This window comes from Enterobacter sp. RHBSTW-01064, assembly GCF_014103035.1.
GTDB lineage: Bacteria > Pseudomonadota > Gammaproteobacteria > Enterobacterales > Enterobacteriaceae > Enterobacter > Enterobacter mori.
In genome coordinates, this window is record NZ_JABXOU010000002.1 from 389,126 (window position 1) to 415,052 (window position 25,927).

The window sequence follows — 25,927 nt, forward strand, 5'->3', positions numbered from 1 at the left end:
GTCCTTAGGTAGGTTTATGACGCTAACAAACCGGAATCGCCATTGCTCCATGTGCTAAACAATATCTTAGCCAGTCGGCTAAAAACTGGTTAATTTGATGCTTTTCGTCGCGTTGATGCAACTTTTTATTCGGGTAATCATACCGCGCTTTGAAGCGAAAGATCTGCTGGCTCGAACACACTTCAGCGACCATCGCGTCGTGATAGAGGCGCACCGTCATCGACGGCAAGCTCCAGTAGCTAATGCTGGGGGCCGTTTGCTCAATCTCAACCAGCGTAGTGTAGCGCGTTGATTCTGTTATCGTTAACCGATACTGCGCGTTGCTCACCTGATAGCTTACCGTTTCGCCGGGTGCGTCGTTTCGCGGCAGCAGGCGGCGCAGCTGTGCGAAATTGGTTTCGCACAGGCGCATCATTTCTGGGAAGTCAGGCGTATAACGCTTCATTTTTTCCACTCGTTTCGTAATGTCTGATAATGCAGTTGCAGCCATTGCAGGGCGATGACAGACGCTGCGTTGTCGATTTTCCCCTCTTCTACCCACTGGTAAGCCTGTTCCCGGCTCACCACATGAACCCGAATATCTTCGTTTTCATCTGCCAGACCGTGGATCCCTTCCGCGGTCGTGGCGTCCACTTCGCCCACCATAATGGATAAGCGTTCACTTGTGCCACCCGGGCTTGCCAGATAGCTGAGCACGGGTTTTGTTCTCCCGACAACCAGACCCGCCTCTTCCAGCGCTTCGCGCCGGGCAACGTCCTCGACCGATTCGCCCTCTTCAATCATCCCGGCCACCATCTCCAGCAGCCACGGGCTTTCGCTGACGTCATAAGCGGCGATGCGGATCTGCTCAACCAGCACCACTTCATCGCGCACTGGGTCAAAGGGTAGCAAGACTGCAGCATGCCCGCGCTCAAAAATTTCGCGTTTGATTTCGCCGCTCATCTCGCCGTTAAACAGGCGATGCCTGAAACGGTAAAGTTCCATTGAAAAAAAACCGCTATAAAGCGTTTCTCGTGCAATAATTTCTACATCGTTTTTGGCGAATGTGACGGGCAACTTCTCTGTTTTTTGCATAAATCATGTCCTGGTAGCAATGGTGATGAAATGATGAATTTCAAGGCTGTTTGGCTGCCGTTTGTAAGGCTATATGATAGATTGGTGCAAATTACCGCCAGATGGCACGTAACGCCAACCTTTTGGTGTGGATGATTCTGTTAGAATCGGCAATTATTTTTAATTAGATCAGCGCTAATACTGCTTCACAACAAGGAATGCAAATGAAGAAATTGCTCCCCATCCTTATCGGCCTGAGCCTGACGGGCTTCAGTGCAATGAGCCAGGCGGAAAACCTGTTACAGGTCTACCAGCAGGCACGTCTGGGCAACCCTGATTTACGTAAATCAGCGGCCGATCGTGATGCTGCGTTTGAAAAGATTAACGAAGCGCGTAGCCCGCTGCTGCCGCAGTTAGGTTTAGGTGCAGATTACACCTACAGCAACGGTTTTCGCGACGCTAACGGCGTTAACTCCAATGCCACCAGCGCATCACTGCAGTTAACCCAGACGCTGTTTGACATGTCCAAATGGCGCGCCCTGACCCTGCAGGAAAAGAGCGCGGGTATTCAGGATGTGACGTATCAGACCGATCAGCAGACGCTGATCCTCAATACCGCCACCGCGTACTTCAACGTGCTGAGCGCGATTGACGCACTCTCCTATACCGAAGCGCAGAAACAGGCGGTTTACCGTCAGTTAGATCAAACGACCCAGCGTTTCAACGTGGGTCTGGTCGCGATTACTGACGTGCAGAACGCCCGCTCACAGTACGACACCGTGCTGGCTAACGAGGTGACTGCCCGTAACAACCTCGATAACGCGCTGGAATCCCTGCGTCAGGTCACCGGTAACTACTATCCAGAGCTGGCGTCCCTGAACGTGGACAGCTTTAAAACGGATAAACCGCAGGCCGTAAACGCCCTGCTGAAAGAGGCGGAAAACCGCAACCTGGCGTTATTGCAGGCGCGTCTGAGCCAGGACCTGGCCCGCGAACAAATCCGTCAGGCGCAGGACGGCCACCTGCCAACCCTGAGCCTGAGCGCGTCAACCGGTGTCTCTGATACCAGCTATAGCGGCTCTAAAACCAATACGTCCCAGTATGACGACAGCAATATGGGCCAGAACAAAGTGGGCCTGAGCTTCTCTCTGCCGCTGTACCAGGGCGGTCAGGTTAACTCGCAGGTGAAACAGGCGCAGTACAACTTTGTTGGCGCGAGCGAGCAGCTGGAAAGCGCCCACCGCAACGTGGTGCAGACCGTGCGTTCCTCCTTCAACAACGTGAACGCCTCGATCAGCAGCATCAACGCGTATAAACAGGCCGTTGTCTCTGCCCAGAGCTCTCTGGATGCGAACGAAGCGGGCTACTCCGTCGGTACCCGTACCATCGTTGACGTTCTGGACGCGACCACCACGCTGTACAACGCGAAACAGCAGCTCTCCAGCGCGCGTTACCAGTACCTGATTAACCAGCTGAATATCAAGCAGGCGCTGGGTACGCTTAACGAGCAGGATCTGCAGATGCTGAACAGCACGCTGGGCAAACCAGTGTCGACTTCACCGGAAAGCGTTGCACCGGAGAACCCGCAGCAGGTTGCCGCGGTGGATAACTACAACGCTGAAGGCAGCGCGCCTGCTGCACAACCAGCGGCAGCACGTACCAACACCGGCAGCAATCCGTTCCGTAACTAAGAGTGTCATCAGGCCCACTGCGGCCTGATGCCCTCACCCCGGCCCTCTCCCACAGGGAGAGGGAGCATCTGAATCACACTCGAACGTAAGCCAACGTAAAGATCCCCCTCATTCCGCCCCTCTTCGCTTCATTTTCAACCACTCATCCTCTATCCTGAGCGTTATTACCACTGGGTCCTGGAAGACAAACATGAAACGGACAAAAACGATGAATCACGCGTCGTTCCGCAAAAGCTGGAACGCACGTCATCTCACCCCTGTTGCTTTGGCGGTCACCGCCGTCTTTATGCTGGCAGGCTGTGAGCAAAGCGACGAAACGGTCTCGATGTATCAAAACGCGGACGACTGCTCGGCCGCAACCGGTAAAGCCGCGGAATGTACGACGGCTTATAACAGCGCGCTGAAAGAAGCGGAACGTACCGCACCGAAATATGCTTCGCGCGAAGACTGCGTGGCGGAATTCGGCGAAGGCCAGTGCCAGCAGGCGCCTGCTCAGGCAGGCATGGCACCGGAAAACCAGGCGCAGGCGCAGTCCAGCGGCAGCTTCTGGATGCCGCTGATGGCGGGCTACATGATGGGCCGCATGATGAGCGGCGGCGCGGGCTACCAGCAGCAGCCGCTGTTTAGTTCCAAAAACCCAAACAGCCCGGCATACGGTAAATACACCGACGCCACCGGTAAAAACTACGGTGCAGCAACGCCTGGCCGTACCACGACCGTGCCTAAAACAGCGATGGCACCTAAGCCAGCGACCACCAGCACCATCACCCGTGGCGGCTTCGGTGAGTCTGTGGCAAAACAGACCACCATGCAGCGTAGCGCGACCGGTACCTCTACTCGCTCAATGGGCGGCTGATCATGGAACGAGTCAGTATCACCGAGCGCCCGGACTGGCGTGAAAAAGCCACCGAGTACGGTTTTAACTTCCACACCATGTACGGCGAGCCGTACTGGTGTGAAGACGCCTATTACAAGCTCACGCTGGCCCAGGTGGAAAAACTGGAAGAGGTGACCGCCGACCTGCACCAGATGTGCCTGAAGGTTGTGGAAAAGGTCATCGACAGCGACGAGCTGATGGCAAAGTTCCGCATTCCGAAGCACACCTGGGGCTTTGTGCGCCAGTCGTGGAAAACGAATCAACCTTCCCTTTACTCTCGCCTGGATCTGGCGTGGGACGGCAAAGGTGAACCGAAGCTTCTGGAAAACAACGCCGATACGCCAACCTCTCTGTATGAAGCAGCGTTCTTCCAGTGGATCTGGCTGGAAGACCAGGCCAATGCTGGAAACCTGCCGGAAGGCAGCGACCAGTTTAACAGCCTGCAGGAAAAGCTGATTGAGCGTTTCGCCGAACTGCGCGAACAGCACGGCTTCAATCTGCTGCACCTCGCCTGCTGCCGCGATACGGAAGAAGACCGTGGAACGGTGCAGTATCTGCAGGATTGCGCAGCAGAAGCGGAAGTGGCGACAGAGTTCCTCTATATCGAAGATATTGGTCTGGGGGAGAAAGGTCAGTTTACCGACACGCAGGACCAGATCATCAGCAACCTGTTCAAGCTCTACCCGTGGGAGTACATGCTGCGCGAGATGTTCTCCACCAAGCTGGAAGACGCTGGCGTGCGCTGGCTGGAGCCGGCCTGGAAGAGCATTATCTCCAACAAAGCCCTGCTGCCGATGCTGTGGGAGATGTTCCCGAACCATCCGAACCTGCTGGCGGCGTACTTTGCGGAAGACGATCACCCGCAAATGGAAAAATACGTCGTTAAGCCGATCTTCTCCCGCGAGGGGGCAAACGTCTCCATCATCGAAAACGGCAAAACGCTGGAAGCGGTTGAAGGACCTTACGGCGAAGAAGGGATGATCGTCCAGGAGTTCTGGCAACTGCCGAAGTTTGGCGACAGCTATACCCTGATTGGCAGTTGGCTCATCAACGATCAGCCAGCCGGGATTGGCATTCGCGAAGATCGCGCGCTGATCACCCAGGATCTGTCGCGGTTTTATCCGCATATTTTTATTGAGTAAGACTTGCCCGGTGGCGCTACGCTTACCGGGCCTACGCGCGACATGTAGGCCGGGTAAGGCGAAGCCGCCACCCGGCATGTTTTTACCCAATCTGCACCGACAGCATACTTAAACTCCCCATCTCAATCCCGTCGACCGGGATCGTAATCGGCTCCTGGCCATCCCATGCGCCTAATACATAAAGCAGCGGCAGGAAGTGTTCCGCCGTAGGGTTAGAGAGCGAACCGCCTTCGTGATCCAGATAGTTCACCAGCGGATGCGCCTCACTCGGACCTTGCCACGTCAGGTTTGCTTTGACGTAGTCGTTAAACGAGGTTGCCCACGGGTACGGCGTGTTCTCACCGTGCCAGCGCGCCGTACGTAGGTTATGCACCACGTTACCACTCGCCACCAGCATGATGCCTTCATCACGCAGGGTTGCCAGCTTGCGGCCCATCTCCAGATGCCAGGCGGCAGGTTTGGTGCTGTCGATGCTCAACTGCACCATTGGGATATCGGCATCCGGATACATCTTAATCAGCACGCCCCAGGAGCCGTGGTCAAAACCCCAGGCTTCTTTATCCAGCGTGACCGGAACGGGAGCCAGTAAATCAACCAGCTGTTGCGCCAGTTCAGGCGAACCCGGCGCAGGATAATGCGTGTCGTACAGCGCCTGCGGGAAGCCGCCGAAATCATGGATGGTCTTTGGTGCTTCCATCGCGGTGACGCCCGTACCACGGGTAAACCAGTGTGCAGATACCACCACAATCGCCTTCGGACGCGGCAACGTCTCGCCCAGATGACGCCAGGCGCGGGTATAGACGTTATCTTCCAGAACGTTCATTGGGCTACCGTGGCCTAAAAACAGTGCTGGCATACGTGAAGAAGTCATGGTGATATCCTTAGAGATATTGGCAATTTGATGGTGCTACATTACGCGCGATCGCGTGCAGATAAACGCAGATAAGCATGAAGATCATCATCAGGAAATTTGAATATCAGGTACAGCGTAAGGAGGGATGAATGTCAGTACCTTTAATTCTGACAATACTGGCGGGGGCAGCCACCTTTATTGGCGCGATCCTCGGCGTGCTCGGACAAAAACCATCTAATCGCGTGCTGGCCTTCTCACTGGGCTTTGCCGCCGGGATTATGCTGCTCATCTCGTTAATGGAGATGCTCCCTGCGGCACTGGGTACCAGGGGCATGTCGCCCATTCTGGGCTACGGCATGTTTGTACTGGGCCTGCTGGGCTACTTTGCCCTCGACCGCATGCTGCCTCATGCACATCCGCAGGATTTAATGCAGAAAAACGTTATCCCCCTGCCACGCAATATCAAGCGTACCGCCATTCTGCTGACGCTCGGCATCAGCCTGCATAACTTCCCGGAGGGGGTCGCCACCTACGTGACGGCCAGCAGCAATCTGGAGATGGGCTTTGGCATCGCCCTGGCGGTGGCCTTACACAATATCCCTGAAGGACTGGCCGTTGCCGGACCGGTTTATGCCGCCACGGGCTCAAAACGCACCGCGGTGTTCTGGGCGGGTATTTCCGGGATGGCCGAAATCCTCGGCGGGGTGCTGGCGTGGCTGATCCTCGGCAGCCTGGTGTCTCCGGTCGTGATGGCAGCCATTATGGCGGCGGTCGCGGGGATTATGGTCGCCCTCTCTGTGGATGAACTGATGCCGCTGGCAAAAGAGATCGATCCGAATAACAACCCCAGCTATGGCGTACTGTGCGGGATGTCGGTGATGGGCCTGAGCCTGGTGTTGCTGCAAACAGCAGGTATTGGTTGAGCGTTTTGCCTCCGTTAAATGCGGAGGCATTATTTCCTTATTTTGTCGAAGACAATCTACATTATTTTTATTCTCTTTAATTATTTCGAATATCTCCGGGTAAAACAGTAACTATATGCACCGCTTACAATAACCAGTAATTATAATTTAATATTTCCTTAAAATGAGTTTTAGCCAATTTAATCGCCCCCTCACCTCTTTAGCCCGTATACTTTGCGAGTATTCTGAAATTTAATATTCAGTTTATGAATTCATTTGAAAAAGGATATTTTCATGCATATGGGTAAAAAAGTACTGTTAGCGGTTGCAATGGCTGCCATTGTCTCGGGTTCTGCATTTGCTGACGATCAGGGTTCTGGCAAAATCAAATTCAAAGGTGTAGTTATTGATGCGCCTTGCAACATTGCACCAGATAGCGTTGATAAAGAAGTGGATCTCGGTGAAGTGACCACAGCAGTTATCAATGCCAACAAGAAATCTACCGCTGTTCCGGTTGATATCAATCTGGAAAACTGCCAGCTTGACGATCCGGCCGACGAGACTGACACTCCAATTACCAAAGTCGATGTCACCTTCACCAGCGCAGCAACAGACGCAACTGACACCAGCCTGATGAGCAACACCTATGCAAGCGGTGCTCAGAACGTTGGCGTTCGTCTGCTGGATAACGCCGAAGCCAACATTACGCTGGGTGCAGCTAATGAAGTTGCCCTGCTGGCAGGTTCAACGACTCAGACTCTTCACTTCAAAGCATTAATGGAAGTGCTTGCAGGCAAAACCGCTACGGCGGGTCAGGTTGAAGCAACTGCCAACTATGTTCTGATGTACAAATAATAACATCACGTCACGGTATAAACCGGCTGGCATTTAATGCAGCCGGCAATCTATATTTTTTGAGTAACAGGGCGATGACATATAAATTACAATGGATAATTATTATTACGTCCCTGTTAATGACGAAACTTGGCTCCGCTACCGAATTCAACATCAATGCCATTGATAAAGATCAGCGTGGCAGCGTTGATTTATCCCTTTTTAAAGATCAAATATCCGTCACGCCAGGCAACTATTTCGTTAGCGTTTCAATTAATGATATTCCGCTGGCGAACGGCTGGGAGCTTCGTTGGCGGGAGATAAAAAATAGCATACAAGTCTGTATTCCACCCGAGCTGGCCGATACGTTTGCACTTCAAGACTCCATCCGTAGCGCATTGCCTGAAAAAGACGGGTGCGTCGACTTTACGTCCAAACCGGATATTAAATTTACCTTTGAGCAAGCCAGCCAAACATTAAAAGTCACTATCCCCCAGGCGTGGCTACAGTACCGCGCTGCCGACTGGATGCCGCCCTCAACCTGGGAAAACGGCGTGCCCGGCGTGCTGCTGGATTACAACATTTTTGCCAGCCATTATCAGCCAAATGATGGCAGCAGTACCGACAATGCGAACACTTACGGAACGGTGGGTGCCAATATGGGTGCCTGGCGGCTGCGCAGCGATTATCAGTACACGCAAACCCATACTGACACGGGTTCAGAAAATGATGGTCGCTTTTCACGTGTCTATATGTTCCGCCCTCTCCCGTCGCTCGGCGCCAAACTTACGCTAGGGGAAACAGATTTCCAGTCCGCTATTTTTGATGCTTTCACCTATACCGGTGCATCCCTGATTAGCGATGAGCGCATGCTGCCGTGGTCGCTACGGGGTTACGCGCCACAAATTACCGGGATAGCGCAAACCAACGCCACGGTCACCGTCAGCCTTGCCGATCGCGTGATTTACCAGAGCAAGGTCCCGCCCGGTCCCTTTGTAATTCAGGATCTTAACCAGTCTGTACAGGGCACGCTGGATGTCAAAGTAACGGAAGAAGACGGGCGCGTCAGCACCTTCCAGGTCTCTGCAGAATCGGTCCCGTTTTTAACCCGCAAAGGTCAGGTTCGCTACAAGCTGGCGACCGGGAAAGCGCGCAAAGACGCTTCGCATGACGTTGAAGATAACGCGTTTCTGAGCGGTGAATTCTCCTGGGGGATGCTGTCACAAACCTCCCTCTATGGCGGTACGCTCGCCGATGGCGACCATTACCGTTCCGTCGCTGCCGGCATCGGACAAAACATGGAGTACCTGGGAGCCCTCTCTTTTGACGTCACGCAAGCGACCAGCCAGTTACCCAATCAGAATAGCCAGACGGGCTACAGCTACCGCTTTAACTACAGTAAGCGTTTCGATACCACAGGCAGTCAGCTTACCCTCGCCAGCTATCGCTACTCAGACCCTCAGTTCCTGAGCTACGCCCGTTTTCTGGACTATGACAATAACGACCGGCAGTCCGAAAAACAGACGCTCAGCGTGACGGCCAGCCAGTACATTTCGGCGTTATCACTCAACCTCTATGTAAACATGCTGCGTCAAACCTGGTGGAACGACTCGCCTTCCACAACGGGCAGCGTGACCGCTGGCTACAACTTTGACCTGGGTCGCTGGAAAAACCTGGGCGTCACCCTGTCGTGGAGTAAAACGCATTATGAAGATGAAGACGACAATACGCAGTTCTATCTCTCATTGAGCGTTCCGCTCGATCCCGATCATCGACTGAATTACGACCTGCGCAACAGCGACAACCTGAGCCAGAACGTGTCGTGGTATGACACATCAGACCGCAATAATACCTGGGGTGTTTCCGCAGGCACCGAGAGCGAGAAGTCAGATGCTGGTGCGCAGGTGGGCGGCAACTATCAACATTATTCCCCTTATGGCGATCTGAATCTTTCCGGGAGCTATAAGGCTAATGAATACAATTCCCTGAGCGCCAGCTGGAACGGCTCGTTTACTGCAACGGCGAAAGGTGCCGCCCTGCACCGCCGCAGCTACGGTAATGAACCGCGCGTGATGGTCAGCACCGACGGCGTAGGCAACATCCCGCTGAACATGTCGCGGGATGAAACAAACCGGTTTGGCATTGGCGTTTTACCGTCCATCTCCAGCTATTCGCCCTCCAGCGTGCAGGTCAATATGAACAACCTGCCCGATGGCGTGGACGTGGACACCCGCGTCGTCACCTCAACCTGGACAGAAGGCGCGATTGGATTCCGTCAGATTGCCACGCGTGCAGGCAACGATATTGCAGGCATCTTACGCACCGCATCCGGCACGCCGCCGCTGGGTGCGGTTGTTCGCCTGCAGGAAAACGACCGGCAGATTGCCATGGTCGCCGATGACGGCCACGTCTGGCTCGGTGCCGTAGAGCCAGAACAACAGTTCCGCGTAACGTGGGGAGACAATCAGCAGTGTCGCTTCGCGTTACCTTCACACCTTGAAAACAGTATGCAGTTGATACTGCCATGTCAGTAAGAAACCATGATGAAATTAACCCTACTCAAAAGCCTGTGCCTGATGCTGGCCGGCGCAGCATTCACCACCCACGCGGCCGTAAACCTCGACCGCACGCGCATTGTCTTCCCGGAAAGCGACAAAGCCAGCAGCCTGAAGGTTGAAAACCAGAGCAAGGCGTTGCCTTATCTGGCGCTCTCCTGGATTGAAGATGAAAAAGGCCGGAAAGAAGACACGCATTTCATGGCGCTCCCTCCCATTCAACGCCTTGAAGCGGGCTCCGCGTCGCAGATCAGGATCGTTAAGCAAGCAGCCACCAGCCAGTTGCCGAAAGACAGAGAATCCCTGTTTTATTTCAACCTGCGCGAAGTGCCGCCGAAAAGCAGCAGCGCCAGCGAGGAACGCAGCGTCATGCAGGTCGCGATGCAGAGCAGGATCAAACTGTTCTGGCGTCCAAAAGCAATTACCAAAAAGCCCGGTGAGCTGGCGGAAATGCGCATGGAAATTTCAGCCAATGCCAAAGGGCTGACCGTGCATAACCCCACGCCGTATTACATCACCCTCGCGTGGCTCAGCAAGAATGCAAAGACCATGCTCCCGGGCTTTGACAGCCTGATGATTGCGCCTTTCGCGACAGCAACCACGTCTACGGGTGACTATCACGGTAATTATTACAGCATCGGTTACATCGACGACTACGGTGCGCTGAAAAAGGTCGACGTGCAGTGTGCGGAAACGGCACAGTGCACGCTCAGCGAAAGGAAGATCGAAAAAGATGCAAAATCTCGCTAAGGTATTGTTCATATTGCTGCTCTCAGTGCTGCCTTTAAAAGAAGCGCTGGCGCTTGACTGCTACCTGGGCGGTTCCGGCGGCCCCGTTGAAGAGGTCAAAACGATCTCGCCGTTTGCTATTCCCAGTAATGCGCAGGTGGGTGAAAAAATCTGGGAGTCAGATGACATCAAAATCCCGGTGACGTGCGATCACAACGTCACGAGCAGTTTTCAACCTGAAGACGTTTTTGGCTGGGTGAACCCATATCCTTCTGCTACCGATCCCTATTATGAACTTGGGGTAACCTATGAAGGGATAGACTACGATGCAACAGGCCAGCCCAACGGCGTCGATACCCGACAGTGTCTGGACAACCAAAACATCACAATTTATACCCCTGACCAGATCCGACAAATGGGATGGGAAAATCGCATCTGTTCCGGTAACCCGGACGATATCCACACTTCACGCACTTTTGTCGCTCGCCTGCGTTTATACGTCAAAATCAAAGCGATGCCGCCCCACGGCTACGTCAGCTCTCTGGGGGATTACATCGTCGTGCAGTTTGACGGAAAAGGTGGGGTTAACCAGATGGTGGACGCGAAAAACCTCAAATATCATATTAACGGTCTGCAAAATATTACCGTTCTGGACTGCGGGGCGACGTTCAGTATTTACCCTGAGAACCAGGAGATTGATTTCGGCACTTTTAGCGCGCGCGACATTGTGAATCAGCAGACGCGCACTCGCACATTTTCGGTACGAACAACCAAAGTGCAGGATGCGCAATGTTCAGATGGGTTCAAAATGGATTCGTCGTTCTATACCACAGAGTCACTCAGCACCGACGATACGGCGTTATTGATAGGGAACGGCTTAAAGCTGCGGATCCTTAACGAAACGCAGCAGGCCTACACCTTCAACCACTATGAAGAGTATGCTGATTTTACGGGCAGCACGTTGCAATATGAGCAAACCTACACGGCAGAGCTATCGCCCGTAGAGGGTCAAGCCATTCAGTCCGGCCCGTTCGAAACGGTAGTGCTGTTCAAAATTAACTATCACTAGACACAAAAAAGCCGGGTTTCCCCGGCTTTTTCACATCAGCCATTTCAGCTGGCTTTGCGCTCGTGCGCCTGGCGATACTCAACCAGATCTTCGATCGTTACCACCGGCATGTTGTGCAGACGCGCAAAGGTGATGCACTCCGGCGCGCGCGCCATGGTGCCGTCATCGTTGGTCAGTTCACACAGCACGCCTGCAGGTTTGAAGCCTGCCAGCGTTACCAGGTCGATCGTCGCTTCGGTGTGACCGCCGCGGGTCAGCACGCCGCCCGCCTGTGCGCGCAGTGGGAAGACGTGGCCTGGACGATGCAGGTCGGACGGCTTAGCACCATCGGCAATCGCTGCACGTACGGTGGTCAGACGGTCAGCCGCAGAGACACCGGTGGTCACGCCATGCGCCGCTTCAATGGTCACGGTAAAACCGGTACCAAAGGCGCTGGTGTTGTTTTCGACCATCATCGGCAGCTCGAGTTGCTTACGACGATCTTCGGTAATACACAGGCATACGATGCCGCTGCCGTGACGGATGGTCAGCGCCATCTGTTCAACGGTCATGTTTTCGGCGGCGAAAATCATGTCGCCTTCGTTTTCACGATTTTCATCGTCAAGCACCATCACACCGCGGCCTTCGCGCAGTGCATCCAGTGCATGTTCAACACGTTGAGTTGAAGTGCCAAAAGAGGAAAGTAGCGTCTGATTCATGGTAAAAAAACCTCATTAACATTATGGTTACCAGAATCAGGGCAGTCTTAGGAGCGCCGTATAAGCGGCAAAAAGATAACGTGAGCGGGCCCATGCCCGACTGGATCGTTACTCTCTCCCATCCGGACTCTAACCGTCGGCCCCGGAATTACACCGGATCTGCTGACCTTTGAGTTTTCACCCAAAGCGCTCGCGGGCTTTCAGCGTTAAGCTGATTTACCGCCGGTGGGGAATTTCGCCCCGCCCTGAGAATAAGCGAGATAACTATAACGCTATTGATTAACCTGGGCAATGCATAAGCTTCAAACAAATCTGCTTTATCCTGGAGCATGACGCGCTACAATGTTCATCAACACCGTTTTATCAAGGGAAGCCACTATGATTGACCCGAAGAAAATTGAGCAAATTGCGCGTCAGGTTCACGAGTCCATGCCAAAAGGCATTCGTGAATTTGGTGATGACGTTGAGAAGAAAATCCGCCAGACGCTGCAGGCGCAGTTGGTTCGCCTTGATTTAGTGAGCCGTGAAGAGTTCGACGTGCAGACCCAGGTTCTGCTGCGCACCCGCGAAAAGCTGGCGCTGCTGGAACAGCGTTTGACCGAGCTGGAAAACCGCAATACCCCGGAAGAAGTGAAGCCGGCACCGGCGATTCCGCCGGTGGATGACCAGGCGTAAGTGCGGCCTGTTGTGCCCGGTGGCGGCTACGCCTTACCGGGCCTACATGAATGCGTAGGTCGGGTAAGACACAGCCGCCACCCGACATAAAAAAACGGGCCAAATGGCCCGTTTTTTACTGACTGTCTTTCTGGATCTTCTTAATGATGTTGGTGGTTGAGCACCCGTCCTCAAAGTTGAGCACCATCACTTCACCGCCGTTGGCCCAGACCTCTTCGCTCCCCGCGATTTGCTCCGGTTTGTAGTCCCCACCTTTCACCAGCAGATCTGGCAGAATACCTGCAATCAGGCGCTGCGGCGTGTCTTCTTCAAACGACACCACCCAGTCCACGGCTTCCAGCGCGCCGAGCACGATCATACGCTGCTCCAGCGGGTTCACCGGACGCGTTTCACCCTTCAGGCGTTTCGTCGACGCATCGCTGTTGACCGCCACAATCAGGCGATCGCCCAGCTTGCGTGCATTCGCCAGATACGAAACGTGGCCCGCGTGCAGGATGTCGAACACGCCGTTGGTCATCACCACTTTTTCACCACGCTTACGCGCCGCGGCAACGGCCACCTTCAGCTCATCTTCGCTCATGACGCCAAAACCGGTATCGGCACGACCGCGCACGGCGTTTTCCAGCTCGATAGGCGAAACGGTAGACGTCCCGAGCTTACCGACCACCACACCCGCCGCGGCGTTGGCAAAGTAGCACGCCTCTTCCAGGGAGTTTCCTGCCGCCAGCGTCGCCGCCAGGACACCAATCACCGTATCACCGGCACCGGTCACATCGTACACTTCCTGCGCCTGGGTTGGCATATGCAGCGGCGCTTTGCCCGGCTGCAGCAGCGTCATCCCCTGCTCGGAGCGGGTCACCAGCAGCGCGGACAGTTCGAAATCAGCAATGATCTTCATGCCGCGCTCAACCAGCTCTTCCTCGGTTTTGCACTTGCCCGCTACCGCCTCAAACTCGGAGAGGTTTGGCGTCAGCAGCGTCGCACCGCGATAGCGCTCAAAATCGGTCCCTTTCGGGTCGATCAGCACCGGGACGTTGGCTTTACGCGCCAGCTGAATCATCGTCTGCACGCTTGCCAGCGCACCTTTCGCATAGTCGGACAGCACCAGCGCGCCGATATTGCCCAGCGCCTGATTGATACGCTCGTGCAGCGGCTCAGGATCGACGCCCTCAAAACCTTCTTCAAAGTCGAGGCGGATCAACTGCTGGTTACGCGACAGCACGCGCAGTTTCGTGATCGTCGGGTGGGTCGGAACAGAAACGAAATCGCACTTCACGTTCACGTCCGCCAGCGACTTGCTCAGCGCGCGCGCCGCATCGTCGATGCCGGTCAGGCCCACCAGACGCGACTGCGCGCCCAAAGAGGCAATGTTCATCGCCACGTTTGCCGCGCCGCCGGGACGCTCTTCAATGGTGTCGACCTTAACCACCGGTACCGGTGCTTCCGGAGATATGCGGCTGGTCGGGCCGTACCAGTAGCGATCCAGCATCACATCCCCAACAACCATTACCCCAGCACGTTCAAACTCTGGCAGTGTTACTTTCATTCCTGACTCCAGAAAGATTCACAATTTGCGCGCGATAATATCACACTTGATTTGTTACGCACGGTTCCACCAGCCACTTCTGCCAGCTGGCCGTTACCTGAGCGCGTTCAGCGATGAAACAATCCAGCGCCACATGCCCAGGCTGCTCCTGCAAGGCCAGGTGATGCAGCTCGTCGCGCAGCGTGGTGTAGGCGCGGGTTAAAGCCTGCGCCTCCTGCTCGTCCATAATGTCGTTTTGCGCCAATAGTTCCAGAATGCGCACGTTATCCGACCAGCGCGTCAGCTTCGGCTTGTCGTGGGCGTGCAGCAGCACCAGATACTGGGTAATAAACTCAATATCGGTAATCCCGCCCTCGTCGGCTTTGATATCAAAGCGATCGCGATGCTTATTGCCTAAGTGCGCACGCATTTTCTCGCGCATTTCGCGCACTTCGGTCTGCAACGTACTGCCGTCACGCGGAGTGGTCATGACCTCCTTGCGGATGACGTCAAACTGCGTTTTTAACTGCGGATCGCCATACACCACGCGTGCACGCACCAGCGCCTGATGCTCCCACGTCCAGGCTTCATTCTTCTGGTAATCCGCGAAGGAGTCCGTCGAGGTGACCAGCATGCCCGCCGCGCCTGACGGACGCAGACGGGCATCCACTTCATACAAAATGCCCGACGAGGTGCGGGTGCTGAACAGGTGCATGATGCGCTGCGCCAGACGCAGGTAGAACTGGCGCCCGTCAATTTCACGCTCGCCGTCGGTCATCACGTCAACCGGGCAATCGTGCAGGAAAATAAGATCGAGATCAGAACTGTATCCCAGCTCCCAGCCGCCAAGCTTGCCGTAGCCCACCACCGCGAAGCCGCGACCCTCACGGTCGGCCAGGTGTTTCGGCTGGCCGTAGCGCGCCACCATCTGCATCCACGCCTGATGCACCACCGCGTCGATTATCGCTTCCGCAAGCCAGGTTAAGTGATCGCTCACTTTCATCACCGGCAGCGTTCCGGCGATATCCGCCGCCGCCACGCGCAGCATCTGCGCCTGCTTAAACTGGCGCAGCGCCTCAAGCTGTTGCTCTTCATCTTCTTCCGGCACGCGCAGCAGATACTGACGCAGCTCGTCGCGGTAGGCATCCGTCGCCGTGGGCTGATACAGCGTGTTCGGGTCGAGCAGCTCGTCCAGCAGCAGCGGGTAACGTGCCAGCTTGTTCGCCACCATCGGCGACGCGGCACAGAGGGAAATCAGATGCTTGAGCGCCCCCGGAAACTCGCTCAGGAGCTCCAGATAGGTGGTACGCGTGATAATCCCGCTCAGCAGCGGCATCATGCGCGACAGCGGCACCGGCGCGTCCGCCCGCGAGCAGACCTCGCTCAGCAGGTGCGGCATCAGGTGATCCAGCACCTGACGGCCTCGTGGGCCAATGGCGCGTTTGTTCAGCTCAAGACGGAAATCAGCGATTAGCGCCACCACGCGATGACGGGCATCGTCACTCAGGTGCGCCAGCACGGGGGTCGTATCATCTTCCTGAAGCGCGTCCTGCCACAGCTCGCGCCAGTGCTCGGAAAGCGCATCGTCCTGCGACTCACTTTCGTCATCGCCAATCAGGTCGTTAAAGATGCGGCGCACGCCCGCCATATGGGCATCCAGCCGCTCGGTTAACGCAGCCCAGTCATTCACGCGCATGCCCCAGGCCAGACGCGCCCGGTTCAGGTCGTCGCCCGGCAGAGTCTGGGTCTGTTCGTCGTTGATGCTTTGCAACAGATTTTCCAGACGGCGCAGGAACAGATAGGCCTCGCGCAGGGTTTGCGCGTCGCCTTCCGGCAGCAGGTGCAGCTGCTCGATGGCGCTCAGCGTCGGCAACAGCGAGCGGGACTGCAGCGATGGCTCGCGCCCGCCGCGAATAAGCTGGAAGACCTGCACGATAAATTCAATTTCGCGAATGCCGCCCGCGCCGAGCTTGATGTTGTCCTTCAGACCGCGACGGCGCACCTCACGGGCGATCATCCCTTTCATATTACGCAGGGACTGGATCACGCTGAAGTCGATATAGCGACGGAACACGAACGGGCGCAGCATGGCGCGCAGCTCGTTGGCGTAAGCGTCGTCGCTGTCGCCCATGATCCGCGCTTTGACCATCGCGTAGCGCTCCCAGTCGCGCCCCTGCTCCTGGTAGTAATCTTCCAGCGCGGCAAAGCTCAGCACCAGCGGGCCGCTGTCGCCAAACGGACGCAGGCGCATGTCCACGCGGTAGACAAAACCGTCCTGCGTGGGCTGGTCCAGCGCCTTAATCAGACGCTGGCCGAGGCGGGTAAAGAACTGGGCGTTGTCCAGCTCGCGTCGGCCGCCGCGCGTGGAGCCGTTCTCGGGCCAGGCAAAAATCAGGTCGATGTCGGAGGAGAAGTTCAGCTCACAGCCGCCGAGCTTGCCCATTCCCAGAATCAACAGCGGCTGAGGAACCCCTTCCTCGCTGCACGGCGTGCCCCACTCTTTACAGCAGGCGGCGTAGAGCCAGTCGCGCGCGGCGACAATCAGCGTTTGCGCCAACTCGCTTAGCTGCTGCAAGGTGCTCTCTTCGCTTACCCGCTCCAGCGACTGCGCCCAGGCAATGCGTACCATGACCCGACGGCGGAACTGGCGAAGGACGCGCATCAGCGTCGCTTCATCCGCTACGTCTTCGAGTGCGGTTTGCAGCCAGCCAGCATAATGCCGCCACTCGTCCGCCTGTGGCGGTGCGTTCTCAAGCTCTGCCAGCCAGTCCGGGTTGGCGGCGATACTTTCCTGCACAAAATCACTGAAGGCGAGCACGCTCTTTGCCTGCTCGCTTAACGATGAGGCCGGTAATGACTCGGGCAGACGTTCGCAAACGGTCTGCCACTGCTGCTGTAATTGCGAAGAAAGCGGCATTATTGGGGTTCCTTGCCAGAGTTAACGTTTTCCGCTGTGCAGCCAGAACGGCTCCTGCGAAATGGCCTCGTTACGGAAATGCTCAATCTCAATATGCTGGCGGGTTTCAATGGCGTGTTTCAGCCCCTGCCAGTTCTCCAGCCAGGCCTGCGCCTTCACGCCGTCATAGGCTCCAGACAGAAGCACCATGCTGTCGATATTGCGCGAAAGACGGGGAAGCTGATCGCCATACTGATCGCCCAGCGGGTAGGCAAACGTGGTCTTCAGTTCGGCGGCATGGCGGGAAAGATGAATATCCGCGAAACGTTTGAAGTTTTCCGCGATTTTGGTTTGCGCTTTTGCATCAAGGAAAGTACGCCAGCCTCGCGTCACCAGAAACTCGGTCAGCGCCAGTTTTGCCGTGGCGGTTTGCGGGCTGTAGATTGCCGTTTGCGCGGATACGTCCGAGAGCATCAGCGCTTCGGTTTGCGTCAGCAGATCGCGTAAGTGAGCACTCGCTTTGCGAGGAACGATACCGCCGAACAACGCAAGAGTATGACGCACCAGGGCAATAGCCGCCAACACGTGGGATTTCGCGTTTTTCACATTACGCACCCACAGCTCTTCGTGGTACTGCCACTGGGAAAGCGCCAGCTCCAGCGCGGCTTCCAGACCCTGTTCAACGCTGGCTTTCGGCGCAACGTGCAAAATGGTCGTCTCTTTCAGCACGCGCGGCGCATTTCCGGCGGCCAGATGGTAGCCCCGCGCGGCTTTACTCAGGCTTCCTTGACGTAATCCGGACTGGTTCACCAGCCTGCGTGCCAGCTTCAGCACGTCGTTGGCGTCGCCTTCCAGCAGTTCAAGCTCCAGTTCGCAAATCGGCTCCTGGATCTCCCCCGCCTTCACCTCGCCCAGATCGAGGGCGATTTCAATGCGGCTTTTGCCTTCCGTCACCAGCCATTTTTCGCGCCAGAAATCGGTGCTGAACAGCGGCTGTACTTCTGCGGATAAGGTTGCCGGGAGAGTGCCTTCCGGCCAGACCTCAGCCGGAAAACGTTCAAGCTCAAGTTCTGGCTTACTGATGTCGATATTGTATTCCGGACGCTGGTGCAAACCGCCCACCACGCGACCGGCAATTTTCATCGTCATCTCGTAGCGCCCGCTCGCGCCACGGATGCGCAGGCCCATATCGTGACGACGCAGCCAGTTATCCGGCGTTTCGTAATAGATATTAAGCAGTTGTACCGGTTCATGGTGTTCGCCTGAAAGCGTGTGCAGATGCTGACGAAGTGCGTCAACGCTGTCTTTTTCGACGATAAACTTTAATTCGATTTCTTGTGCCATAGCCTTGTACTTTTGCCTGCGTCACAGACGCGTCGATGAAGGCGAACTTCCTCGCCATTTGTTTGTCAGTACATAGTATTTTGCGCCAAATTACCACGCAATGAGCAATTTGACGGGCGTAAAAGTTTGAAGAGGTGGAAATCACGACACAGATGATTCCGATTGATGACGAATCCTTTGCGTAGAGACACTGATACCACTACTATCGTTCCACTATTTATGAAAATAACGACTGATATGCTTAAATTACGCCTGATTGGACTTACTTTACTCGCTTTTAGCGCCGCAACCGCGGTCCACGCTGAAGAGAAGCGTTACGTTTCTGATGAACTGAACACCTGGGTACGCAGTGGCCCTGGGGACAATTATCGCCTCGTGGGCACGGTAAATGCCGGCGAGGAAGTAGTTCTGTTACAAACCAATGCAGACACCAACTACGGTCAGGTACGCGACAGCTCCGGTCGCACCTCCTGGATCCCGCTGAAAGAGCTGAGCAACGTGCCAAGCCTGCGCACCCGCGTGCCGGATCTGGAAAACCAGGTGAAAACCCTGACCGATAAGCTGACCAACATCGATAACACCTGGAACCAGCGCACGGCAGAAATGCAGCAGAAAGTGGCCCAGAGCGATGGTGTGATCAACGGTTTGAAGGAAGAGAACCAGAAGCTGAAAAACGAGCTGATTGTCGCGCAGAAGAAAGTGAATGCCGCCAACCTGCAGCTTGATGATAAACAGCGCACCATCATCATGCAGTGGTTCATGTATGGCGGCGGCGTGCTGGGCGTCGGTCTGGTGCTGGGTCTGGTGCTGCCAATGCTGATCCCAAGCCGTAAGCGCAAAGACCGCTGGATGAACTAACTCGTCTTCTCTGCCACACTTACGTATTATCTTGCGAAAAGAGAAAACGGGAGCGTTGGTGTGAAGAGTTATCTGGTCGGTGGTGCGGTACGTGATGCGTTGTTAGGTCTGCCGGTCAAAGATAAAGACTGGGTGGTGGTGGGTGCCACCCCCGAAGAGATGCTCGACGCGGGCTACCAGCAGGTAGGCCGCGATTTTCCCGTTTTTCTTCATCCTCAAAGCCGTGAAGAGTACGCCCTGGCGCGTACCGAACGAAAATCCGGCTCTGGCTATACCGGTTTTACCTGCTATGCCGCCCCGGATGTGACGCTGGAGCAGGATCTGCTGCGCCGCGATCTCACCATCAATGCCCTTGCGCAGGACGAGCACGGCCAGATCATTGATGCCTACGGCGGTCAGGACGATCTGCGCGACCGTCTTTTACGTCACGTTTCCCCGGCTTTTTCTGAAGATCCGCTCCGCGTGCTGCGCGTAGCGCGTTTCGCCGCGCGTTATGCGCATCTCAGTTTCCGTATCGCTGATGAAACCATGGCGCTGATGACCGCGATGACCGAAGCGGGCGAACTGGAACACCTGACGCCAGAACGCGTCTGGAAAGAGACGGAAAACGCCCTCACGACCCGCAACCCGCAGGTCTTTTTCCAGGTGCTGCGCGACTGTGGCGCGCTGAAAGTGCTGTTCCCGGAAATCGACGTGCTGTTCGGCGTCCCCGCCCCGGCGAAATGGCACCCGGAAATTGATACAGGTATTCATACCCTGATGACGCTCAGCATGGCCGCCATGCTCAGCCCGGACGTGGATGTGCGTTTTTCCACTCTGTGCCACGATCTCGGCAAAGGGTTAACGCCGAAGGCGTTCTGGCCGCGCCATCACGGACACGGTCCGGCAGGCGTGAAGCTGGTCGACGGCATTTGCCAGCGGCTGCGCGTGCCAAATGAGATCCGCGACCTGGCAAAACTGGTGGCAGAGTTCCACGATCTCATCCATACCTTCCCGATCCTGAAACCGGCCACCATCGTTAAGCTGTTCGATAATATCGACGCCTGGCGTAAACCCCAGCGCGTGGAGCAGATCGCCCTGACCAGCGAAGCCGACGTGCGCGGTCGCACCGGGTTTGAGGCCTGCGATTACCCACAAGGCCGTTTGCTGCGTGAAGCCTGGGAAGTCGCGAAAGCCGTACCCACGAAAGATGTTGTTGAAGCAGGATTCAAAGGACCGGAAATTCGGGAAGAGTTGACGAAACGCAGGACAGAAGCCGTTGCGGCATGGAAGGAAAAGCGTTGCCCTCAGCCAAAAGACTGAGGGCCGTTGGTCATCAGAAGAAGACCACGTACACCGCAGCCGCGACGATAAAGCGGTAGATCGCGAACGGAATGAACGAGATACGCTTGATCAGCTGCAGGAAGGTTTTGATGGCGATCAGCGCCACGATGAAGGCGGTGATGAAGCCCACGGCGAACATCGGAATGTCGCCAGCCGTCAGGAAGTGATAGCTCTTATAGACGTCGAGTACGGTGGCACCCATCATCATCGGCACCGCCAGCAGGAATGAAAATTCCGACGCGGCATAACGGCTCACACCCATCAGCATGCCACCAGAAATGGTCGCCCCTGAACGCGAGAAGCCCGGCCACAGTGCCAGACACTGGAAGCAACCAATGATAAACGCCTGACGGTAGGTCATATCATCCAGACCTTCCGCACGCGGGGTTTTCGGTTTCAGCACTTCTGCTGCAATCAGCAGGAAACCGCCGACCACCAGCGCATACATCACGTTAATCGGGTTAAACAGCGATTTGATGGTGTCGTGGAATACCAGCCCCAGCACGACCGCAGGGACCATGCCGAGCAGAATGTGAATCAGCGTCAGACGGCCCTTGCCTTCCCCTTCACGCTGCGGCAAACGTCCAAAGTGAATGCCGATCAGGCCAAACAGACGACGCCAGAACATCACCACAACCGCCAGAATAGAACCCAGCTGAATCACCACTTCGAACGTCTTTGCGGTATCGCCCTCAAAGCCCAGCAGGTGGCCGACGATAATCATATGGCCCGTACTGGAAACCGGCAAAAACTCCGTCAATCCTTCGACCACACCCAGTATTGCCGCCACCAGCAGCGAGTGCATATCGCTCATCTATAAACCCCTAAAAAGATATAAAAAAACGGTGTCCCACGTGGACAACCGTGAAAGATACAGCTTTATGACCGGTATAACCTAAAATGGTTTAGCGATTATGACGTTAAATCTTTGCTTTCAGATTATTGCCACGCTCGATAATCACGCCTACGTTGGCAGCGCGCGCTACCGCCCCCGGTTTGCTTAACTTGATGCGTACCCATGGCGAGTTAAATTTGGTCAGCAGTAGCTCCGCCACCTCTTCCGCCACGCGTTCCACCAGCGCAAAACACTGCCCTTCCACGTGCCCCACGACCGCGTCACTGATGTCGGCATAGCTCAGACAGTCCTTCACGTCGTCGCTTTTTGCCGACGCGCGGTTATCCCAGCCCATTTCGATATCGAACACCAGCTTCTGCTCGATGGTCTGTTCCCAGTCGTAAACACCAATAGTGGTGATTACCGAAAGTTGCTCTATAAATACAATATCCATCACGACCTGCCTGCTTTTTGGCTAAACCGGATACCACTTCCGGCGAATTATGCGTATTATCCACAGATGCTGAGAATACAGATACATTTTCAAAACGGAACAGCGTTATGAGTGCAATCGCGCCTGGAATGATTATCCTCGCCTACCTTTGCGGCTCAATCTCCAGCGCCATTCTGGTCTGCCGCATCGCCGGGTTGCCTGACCCACGCGAAAGTGGTTCCGGGAATCCGGGGGCGACCAATGTACTACGAATTGGCGGCAAGGGAGCAGCCGTAGCGGTTTTGATTTTTGATGTTCTGAAAGGGATGCTACCCGTCTGGGGCGCGTATGCGCTGGGCGTCACGCCGTTCTGGCTCGGTCTTATCGCCATCGCCGCCTGCGTCGGCCATATCTGGCCCGTTTTCTTTGGTTTTAAAGGCGGAAAAGGCGTTGCGACGGCCTTCGGTGCGATTGCACCTATCGGCTGGGATCTCACCGGGGTAATGGCCGGGACCTGGCTGCTCACCATTCTTCTGAGCGGCTACTCGTCGCTGGGCGCGATCGTCAGCGCGCTGATTGCCCCGTTCTACGTCTGGTGGTTCAAACCCCAGTTCACCTTCCCAGTGTCGATGCTCTCCTGTCTGATCCTGCTGCGCCATCACGACAATATTCAGCGCCTGTGGCGTCGTCAGGAAACCAAGATCTGGACAAAGCTCAAGCGTAAGAAGAAAGACGCTAAATAAAGCGTTCGTTATGCCTTATAACCAAATGTGATTTTGGTCACCTTCTGCCTGTGGTAACTGTTAGAGACACAACACAACCACACAAAAAGAAAAATGGCAGAAATCACAGATACAACTCCCCTTTCAACGGCAGGAAGCACCCCGGATGGCGACATCAAGTGGGTGCGCAGCGCATCGGACGTTTCACGTCTGGTTAACGACGGCTCTCAGGGCCGGGCCAACGCCCGTATCGTGGTCGGTATCGCGCTGGGCGGTATTTTTCTCGACGCGTACGATCTCGGCGCATTGGCGTTTGGCATCAAAGACATTACCCGCGAATTCAATTTAACCCCTGCTGGCACCGGCATGGTGGCGTCGGCCATTACCTTCGGTGCCATCGTCGGGGCGCTGCTCGGCGGCTATCTCACGGATAAAATCGGGCGCTACCGCGTGTTTATGGCCGATATGGTCTTCTTCGTCGTCGCCGCTATCGCCTGTGCGCTGGCTCCGAACGAATATGTGCTGGCGGGCGCGCGCTTTGTGATGGGGCTCGGCGTGGGGATCGACCTTCCCGTGGCGATGGCGTTTCTCAGCGAGTTCGCCAGACTGAAAGGTCCGGGAAACAAAGCTTCCAGCGTCGCGATGTGGTGCCCTACCTGGTATGCGGCCATCAGCGTCTCCTACCTGCTGGTGCTCTTCTTCTACGCCGTGCTGCCGGAAAGCCACAGCGACTGGCTCTGGCGCCTGATCCTCGGCTTTGGCGCGGTGCCCGCGCTGGTAATTATCGCCATTCGCAGCCGTTACATGAGCGAGTCTCCGGTCTGGGCGGCGAATCAGGGTAACCTGAAAGAGGCGGCATCCATTTTGCGGCAGTCGTACAACATCAACGCCCACGTGCCGCAGGATGCCCTTGACCAGCCCGCACCTGTGGTTAACAAGGCAAAATGGTCGAACTACCTCAACCTGTTCCGGGGCATCTATCTGCGGCGTACCACCCTCGCCACGCTGCTGTCGGTGGTCTCCTCGTTTGCCTATAACGCCGTGGCCTTTGGCCTGCCGGTGATTATTTCAAGCTTCTTCGTGCAGTCGATGCTCACCACCATTTTGATCTCGCTGGTGCTTAACCTGCTGTTTGCGTTTGTTGGCGGATTACTGGCGGTGCGCTATGTTCCACGCTTCGGCGCGTGGCGGATGTCGCTCGCGGGCTATGCCTGCCAGCTTGTGGCGCTGCTCGGGCTGGCGCTGATAGGCCGACCGGAAGGTGCTTCTGAAGGGGTGCTTGCTGTTTCGATGCTGGCGCTATTCCTGTTCGGTCAGGGCTTTGGCCCGGGTGCGCATACCATGACGTTTGCCTCCTTGAGCTACCCGACCTCGCTGCGCGGCGTGGGCGTGGGTCTCAACCAGACGCTGATGCGCAGCAGCTCGACGCTGTCGCTATTCCTGTTCCCGCTGCTGGTTGCTTCGCTGGATACTGCCGTGTTCTGGGTGATTGCGCTGGCACCGTTTATCGGCCTGGCGTCGCTGCTGGCGATCCGCTGGGAGCCGTCCGGGTATGATGTGGATGCAGAGGATTATCGCTAGCCTTTCCTGCCGGGTGGCGCTGCGCTTACCCGGCCTACACTGCGCATTATCTTGTAGGCCCGTGCAAGCGTAGCGCCGCCGGGCGAAAATCACATGAGCCGTTTTTTATCCATAAGCGACTCATATGACAGCCTTCATTTCTGCCAGGGCATACTGAAACGACCCCGATGATGAGCAGATGGATGCAGCATGTTAGCAGCTCAGGTCACTGATAATTCATACAAAGGCTGGCAGGCATCGCTTGCCCTGCAGTTTTGTCACACCCCTGAGAAAACCCTCCTGCACTCCGCTCATCACGTCGGGCCGCTTACCGTCCAGCGTCCGTTTTACCCCGAAGGGGAAACCTGCCACCTTTATCTGCTTCACCCGCCCGGCGGGATTGTGGGCGGCGATACGCTGGACATTTCCGTTCAGCTGGCCCCCAAAAGCCATGTGCTTATCACCATGCCCGGTGCCAGCAAGTTCTATCGCAGCAGCGGCCCGCAGGCTCGTCTGAGCCAGCATTTTTATCTCAATGAAGATTCCATCCTGGAGTGGCTGCCGCAGGACACGATTATTTTTCCCGGCGCGAATGCCGCGCTGCGCTCCGTTTTTCACCTGAAGGCCTCCAGCACGCTGCTGGCGTGGGAGCTGTACTGCCTGGGCCGCCCGGTGATCGGTGAGACCTTCAGCCACGGCACGCTGGAGAGCCGTCTTGAGGTGTGGGTAGATGACGAGCCCCGCCTGATTGAGCGCCTGCATCTTAGCGACGGCGATCTCACGCCCGTCGCCGGACATCCGTGGATCGGCACGCTGCTGTTCTATCCGGCTGCCGACGATCACCTCGACGCGGTGCGCGAGCGGCTCGCGCCACTGGAAAATTATGCCGGGGCAACGCTCACCGATGGCCTGCTGTCGGTGCGTTTTCTCTCCCACGACAACCTGATTTGCCAGCGGGTGATGCGCGATATCTGGCAGTCGCTTCGCCCGCTCCTCACCACCAAAACCGCCTGTTCGCCGCGTATCTGGCAGACATAAGAGAAACGTTATGGAACTGACCCCCAGAGAGAAAGACAAGCTGTTGCTGTTTACCGCCGCGCTGGTTGCCGAACGCCGCCTTGCGCGCGGGGTAAAGCTCAACTACCCGGAATCAGTCGCGCTGATCAGCGCCTTCATTATGGAAGGCGCGCGCGATGGCGAAACCGTCGCCTCGCTGATGGAGGCGGGCCGCCACGTCCTGAGGCGCGACCAGGTAATGGAGGGCGTCCCGGAGATGATCCCGGATATTCAGGTCGAAGCCACCTTCCCGGACGGTTCCAAGCTCGTCACCGTCCACAATCCAATCGTCTAAGG

The 25,927-nt window shown here is 56.1% G+C and carries 24 protein-coding genes and 1 riboswitch; of the genes, 15 read left to right on the top strand and 9 right to left on the bottom strand.

Features of this window, described 5'->3' with window-relative positions; all coding sequences use genetic code 11:
- Positions 1–22: 22 nt before the first annotated feature.
- Positions 23–445, bottom strand: coding sequence for a DUF1249 family protein (locus HV355_RS07790; RefSeq protein WP_003862516.1), 423 nt, complete (start codon positions 443–445; stop codon positions 23–25).
- Positions 442–1,074 (bottom strand): ADP-ribose diphosphatase, encoded by a 633-nt coding sequence (gene nudF, locus HV355_RS07795; protein ID WP_126815540.1) that lies wholly within the window; start codon positions 1,072–1,074, stop codon positions 442–444. Before nudF ends, HV355_RS07790 begins: the two co-directional genes overlap by 4 nt.
- Positions 1,075–1,277: 203 nt before the next feature.
- Between nudF and tolC the strand changes: the two genes are divergently transcribed.
- From tolC to HV355_RS07810, 3 genes are all read left to right on the top strand, one after another.
- Complete coding sequence (gene tolC, locus HV355_RS07800) at positions 1,278–2,744, top strand: outer membrane channel protein TolC (RefSeq protein WP_182401539.1); 1,467 nt, start codon at positions 1,278–1,280, stop codon at positions 2,742–2,744.
- Between the two features lie 190 nt (positions 2,745–2,934).
- Complete coding sequence (locus HV355_RS07805; protein WP_108416218.1) at positions 2,935–3,600, top strand: DUF1190 family protein; 666 nt, start codon at positions 2,935–2,937, stop codon at positions 3,598–3,600.
- Positions 3,601–3,602: 2 nt separating this feature from the next.
- The gene (locus tag HV355_RS07810; RefSeq protein ID WP_182401541.1) at positions 3,603–4,763 is read left to right on the top strand and encodes a glutathionylspermidine synthase family protein; all 1,161 of its coding nucleotides are present in this window, start codon (positions 3,603–3,605) and stop codon (positions 4,761–4,763) included.
- 82 nt (positions 4,764–4,845) lie between these two features.
- On the opposite strand, the gene ygiD is transcribed toward HV355_RS07810, so the two are convergent.
- The gene (gene ygiD / locus HV355_RS07815) at positions 4,846–5,634 is read right to left on the bottom strand and encodes a 4,5-DOPA dioxygenase extradiol (RefSeq protein WP_148400556.1); all 789 of its coding nucleotides are present in this window, start codon (positions 5,632–5,634) and stop codon (positions 4,846–4,848) included.
- Positions 5,635–5,765: 131 nt separating this feature from the next.
- Here ygiD and zupT point away from each other — a divergent pair, with 131 nt between their 5' ends.
- The 5 genes from zupT (at position 5,766) to HV355_RS07840 (ending at position 11,705) form a co-directional block, all read left to right on the top strand.
- Positions 5,766–6,539: a zinc transporter ZupT gene (zupT, locus tag HV355_RS07820; RefSeq protein WP_182401543.1), complete on the top strand. Its 774-nt coding sequence runs from the start codon at positions 5,766–5,768 to the stop codon at positions 6,537–6,539.
- Between the two features lie 273 nt (positions 6,540–6,812).
- Positions 6,813–7,373 carry a fimbrial protein gene (locus HV355_RS07825; protein WP_108416214.1) on the top strand — a complete coding sequence of 187 codons (561 nt, stop codon included), beginning with the start codon at positions 6,813–6,815 and terminating at the stop codon, positions 7,371–7,373.
- A gap of 119 nt (positions 7,374–7,492) precedes the next feature.
- Complete coding sequence (locus tag HV355_RS07830; RefSeq protein WP_182401545.1) at positions 7,493–9,886, top strand: fimbria/pilus outer membrane usher protein; 2,394 nt, start codon at positions 7,493–7,495, stop codon at positions 9,884–9,886.
- Positions 9,887–9,895: 9 nt separating this feature from the next.
- Positions 9,896–10,657, top strand: a complete 762-nt coding sequence (locus HV355_RS07835; protein WP_182401790.1) for a molecular chaperone — start codon at positions 9,896–9,898, stop codon at positions 10,655–10,657.
- A complete protein-coding gene (locus HV355_RS07840; protein WP_182401547.1) occupies positions 10,641–11,705 on the top strand; it encodes a type 1 fimbrial protein in 1,065 nt (354 codons plus the stop codon). Before HV355_RS07835 ends, HV355_RS07840 begins: the two co-directional genes overlap by 17 nt.
- A 44-nt stretch (positions 11,706–11,749) precedes the next feature.
- Here the strand turns inward: HV355_RS07840 and ribB are convergent, their stop codons facing one another.
- Positions 11,750–12,403, bottom strand: a complete 654-nt coding sequence (gene ribB / locus HV355_RS07845) for a 3,4-dihydroxy-2-butanone-4-phosphate synthase (RefSeq protein ID WP_010435670.1) — start codon at positions 12,401–12,403, stop codon at positions 11,750–11,752.
- 106 nt (positions 12,404–12,509) lie between these two features.
- Positions 12,510–12,660: riboswitch (FMN riboswitch) on the bottom strand.
- Between the two features lie 121 nt (positions 12,661–12,781).
- Between ribB and ubiK the strand changes: the two genes are divergently transcribed.
- Positions 12,782–13,078: a ubiquinone biosynthesis accessory factor UbiK gene (gene ubiK / locus HV355_RS07850; RefSeq protein WP_013098757.1), complete on the top strand. Its 297-nt coding sequence runs from the start codon at positions 12,782–12,784 to the stop codon at positions 13,076–13,078.
- A gap of 115 nt (positions 13,079–13,193) precedes the next feature.
- Here ubiK and hldE read toward each other — a convergent pair whose 3' ends face one another.
- Genes hldE through HV355_RS07865 form a run of 3 tightly spaced genes read right to left on the bottom strand, consistent with a single transcriptional unit; the run spans position 13,194 to position 18,843 of the window.
- A complete protein-coding gene (gene hldE, locus HV355_RS07855) occupies positions 13,194–14,624 on the bottom strand; it encodes a bifunctional D-glycero-beta-D-manno-heptose-7-phosphate kinase/D-glycero-beta-D-manno-heptose 1-phosphate adenylyltransferase HldE (protein ID WP_182401549.1) in 1,431 nt (476 codons plus the stop codon).
- A gap of 40 nt (positions 14,625–14,664) precedes the next feature.
- Positions 14,665–17,520, bottom strand: coding sequence for a bifunctional [glutamate--ammonia ligase]-adenylyl-L-tyrosine phosphorylase/[glutamate--ammonia-ligase] adenylyltransferase (glnE, locus tag HV355_RS07860; protein ID WP_182401551.1), 2,856 nt, complete (start codon positions 17,518–17,520; stop codon positions 14,665–14,667).
- 21 nt (positions 17,521–17,541) lie between these two features.
- Positions 17,542–18,843, bottom strand: coding sequence for an inorganic triphosphatase (locus tag HV355_RS07865; RefSeq protein WP_182401553.1), 1,302 nt, complete (start codon positions 18,841–18,843; stop codon positions 17,542–17,544).
- Positions 18,844–19,080: 237 nt separating this feature from the next.
- Here HV355_RS07865 and HV355_RS07870 point away from each other — a divergent pair, with 237 nt between their 5' ends.
- Positions 19,081–19,701 carry a TIGR04211 family SH3 domain-containing protein gene (locus HV355_RS07870; RefSeq protein WP_010435686.1) on the top strand — a complete coding sequence of 207 codons (621 nt, stop codon included), beginning with the start codon at positions 19,081–19,083 and terminating at the stop codon, positions 19,699–19,701.
- A gap of 60 nt (positions 19,702–19,761) precedes the next feature.
- The gene (locus HV355_RS07875; protein WP_182401555.1) at positions 19,762–21,003 is read left to right on the top strand and encodes a multifunctional CCA addition/repair protein; all 1,242 of its coding nucleotides are present in this window, start codon (positions 19,762–19,764) and stop codon (positions 21,001–21,003) included.
- Between the two features lie 13 nt (positions 21,004–21,016).
- Here HV355_RS07875 and bacA read toward each other — a convergent pair whose 3' ends face one another.
- Both bacA and folB read right to left on the bottom strand, forming a co-directional pair.
- Positions 21,017–21,838: an undecaprenyl-diphosphate phosphatase gene (gene bacA, locus HV355_RS07880; protein ID WP_010435693.1), complete on the bottom strand. Its 822-nt coding sequence runs from the start codon at positions 21,836–21,838 to the stop codon at positions 21,017–21,019.
- A gap of 106 nt (positions 21,839–21,944) precedes the next feature.
- Entirely contained in the window at positions 21,945–22,313 is a 369-nt protein-coding gene (gene folB, locus HV355_RS07885; protein ID WP_182401557.1) for a bifunctional dihydroneopterin aldolase/7,8-dihydroneopterin epimerase, read from the bottom strand.
- A gap of 107 nt (positions 22,314–22,420) precedes the next feature.
- Between folB and plsY the strand changes: the two genes are divergently transcribed.
- From plsY to HV355_RS07905, 4 genes are all read left to right on the top strand, one after another.
- Positions 22,421–23,035, top strand: a complete 615-nt coding sequence (plsY, locus tag HV355_RS07890; RefSeq protein WP_010435699.1) for a glycerol-3-phosphate 1-O-acyltransferase PlsY — start codon at positions 22,421–22,423, stop codon at positions 23,033–23,035.
- A 93-nt stretch (positions 23,036–23,128) separates the two neighbouring features.
- Positions 23,129–24,595 carry an MFS transporter gene (locus tag HV355_RS07895; protein ID WP_089599625.1) on the top strand — a complete coding sequence of 489 codons (1,467 nt, stop codon included), beginning with the start codon at positions 23,129–23,131 and terminating at the stop codon, positions 24,593–24,595.
- A 189-nt stretch (positions 24,596–24,784) separates the two neighbouring features.
- On the top strand, positions 24,785–25,612 hold the full coding sequence (locus tag HV355_RS07900; RefSeq protein WP_182401559.1) for an urease accessory protein UreD: 828 nt from the start codon (positions 24,785–24,787) through the stop codon (positions 25,610–25,612).
- A gap of 10 nt (positions 25,613–25,622) precedes the next feature.
- Entirely contained in the window at positions 25,623–25,925 is a 303-nt protein-coding gene (locus HV355_RS07905; RefSeq protein ID WP_006811999.1) for an urease subunit gamma, read from the top strand.
- Positions 25,926–25,927: the final 2 nt, after the last annotated feature.

Bases quoted from the DNA above. Each gene is read 5' to 3' on its own strand.
- HV355_RS07790 (WP_003862516.1), bottom strand. From the start codon at position 445: ATGAAGCGTTATACGCCTGACTTCCCAGAAATGATGCGCCTGTGCGAA.
- nudF (WP_126815540.1), bottom strand. From the start codon at position 1,074: ATGCAAAAAACAGAGAAGTTGCCCGTCACATTCGCCAAAAACGATGTA.
- tolC (WP_182401539.1), top strand. From the start codon at position 1,278: ATGAAGAAATTGCTCCCCATCCTTATCGGCCTGAGCCTGACGGGCTTC.
- HV355_RS07805 (WP_108416218.1), top strand. From the start codon at position 2,935: ATGAAACGGACAAAAACGATGAATCACGCGTCGTTCCGCAAAAGCTGG.
- HV355_RS07810 (WP_182401541.1), top strand. From the start codon at position 3,603: ATGGAACGAGTCAGTATCACCGAGCGCCCGGACTGGCGTGAAAAAGCC.
- ygiD (WP_148400556.1), bottom strand. From the start codon at position 5,634: ATGACTTCTTCACGTATGCCAGCACTGTTTTTAGGCCACGGTAGCCCA.
- zupT (WP_182401543.1), top strand. From the start codon at position 5,766: ATGTCAGTACCTTTAATTCTGACAATACTGGCGGGGGCAGCCACCTTT.
- HV355_RS07825 (WP_108416214.1), top strand. From the start codon at position 6,813: ATGCATATGGGTAAAAAAGTACTGTTAGCGGTTGCAATGGCTGCCATT.
- HV355_RS07830 (WP_182401545.1), top strand. From the start codon at position 7,493: ATGACGAAACTTGGCTCCGCTACCGAATTCAACATCAATGCCATTGAT.
- HV355_RS07835 (WP_182401790.1), top strand. From the start codon at position 9,896: ATGAAATTAACCCTACTCAAAAGCCTGTGCCTGATGCTGGCCGGCGCA.
- HV355_RS07840 (WP_182401547.1), top strand. From the start codon at position 10,641: ATGCAAAATCTCGCTAAGGTATTGTTCATATTGCTGCTCTCAGTGCTG.
- ribB (WP_010435670.1), bottom strand. From the start codon at position 12,403: ATGAATCAGACGCTACTTTCCTCTTTTGGCACTTCAACTCAACGTGTT.
- ubiK (WP_013098757.1), top strand. From the start codon at position 12,782: ATGATTGACCCGAAGAAAATTGAGCAAATTGCGCGTCAGGTTCACGAG.
- hldE (WP_182401549.1), bottom strand. From the start codon at position 14,624: ATGAAAGTAACACTGCCAGAGTTTGAACGTGCTGGGGTAATGGTTGTT.
- glnE (WP_182401551.1), bottom strand. From the start codon at position 17,520: ATGCCGCTTTCTTCGCAATTACAGCAGCAGTGGCAGACCGTTTGCGAA.
- HV355_RS07865 (WP_182401553.1), bottom strand. From the start codon at position 18,843: ATGGCACAAGAAATCGAATTAAAGTTTATCGTCGAAAAAGACAGCGTT.
- HV355_RS07870 (WP_010435686.1), top strand. From the start codon at position 19,081: ATGCTTAAATTACGCCTGATTGGACTTACTTTACTCGCTTTTAGCGCC.
- bacA (WP_010435693.1), bottom strand. From the start codon at position 21,838: ATGAGCGATATGCACTCGCTGCTGGTGGCGGCAATACTGGGTGTGGTC.
- folB (WP_182401557.1), bottom strand. From the start codon at position 22,313: ATGGATATTGTATTTATAGAGCAACTTTCGGTAATCACCACTATTGGT.
- plsY (WP_010435699.1), top strand. From the start codon at position 22,421: ATGAGTGCAATCGCGCCTGGAATGATTATCCTCGCCTACCTTTGCGGC.
- HV355_RS07895 (WP_089599625.1), top strand. From the start codon at position 23,129: ATGGCAGAAATCACAGATACAACTCCCCTTTCAACGGCAGGAAGCACC.
- HV355_RS07900 (WP_182401559.1), top strand. From the start codon at position 24,785: ATGTTAGCAGCTCAGGTCACTGATAATTCATACAAAGGCTGGCAGGCA.
- HV355_RS07905 (WP_006811999.1), top strand. From the start codon at position 25,623: ATGGAACTGACCCCCAGAGAGAAAGACAAGCTGTTGCTGTTTACCGCC.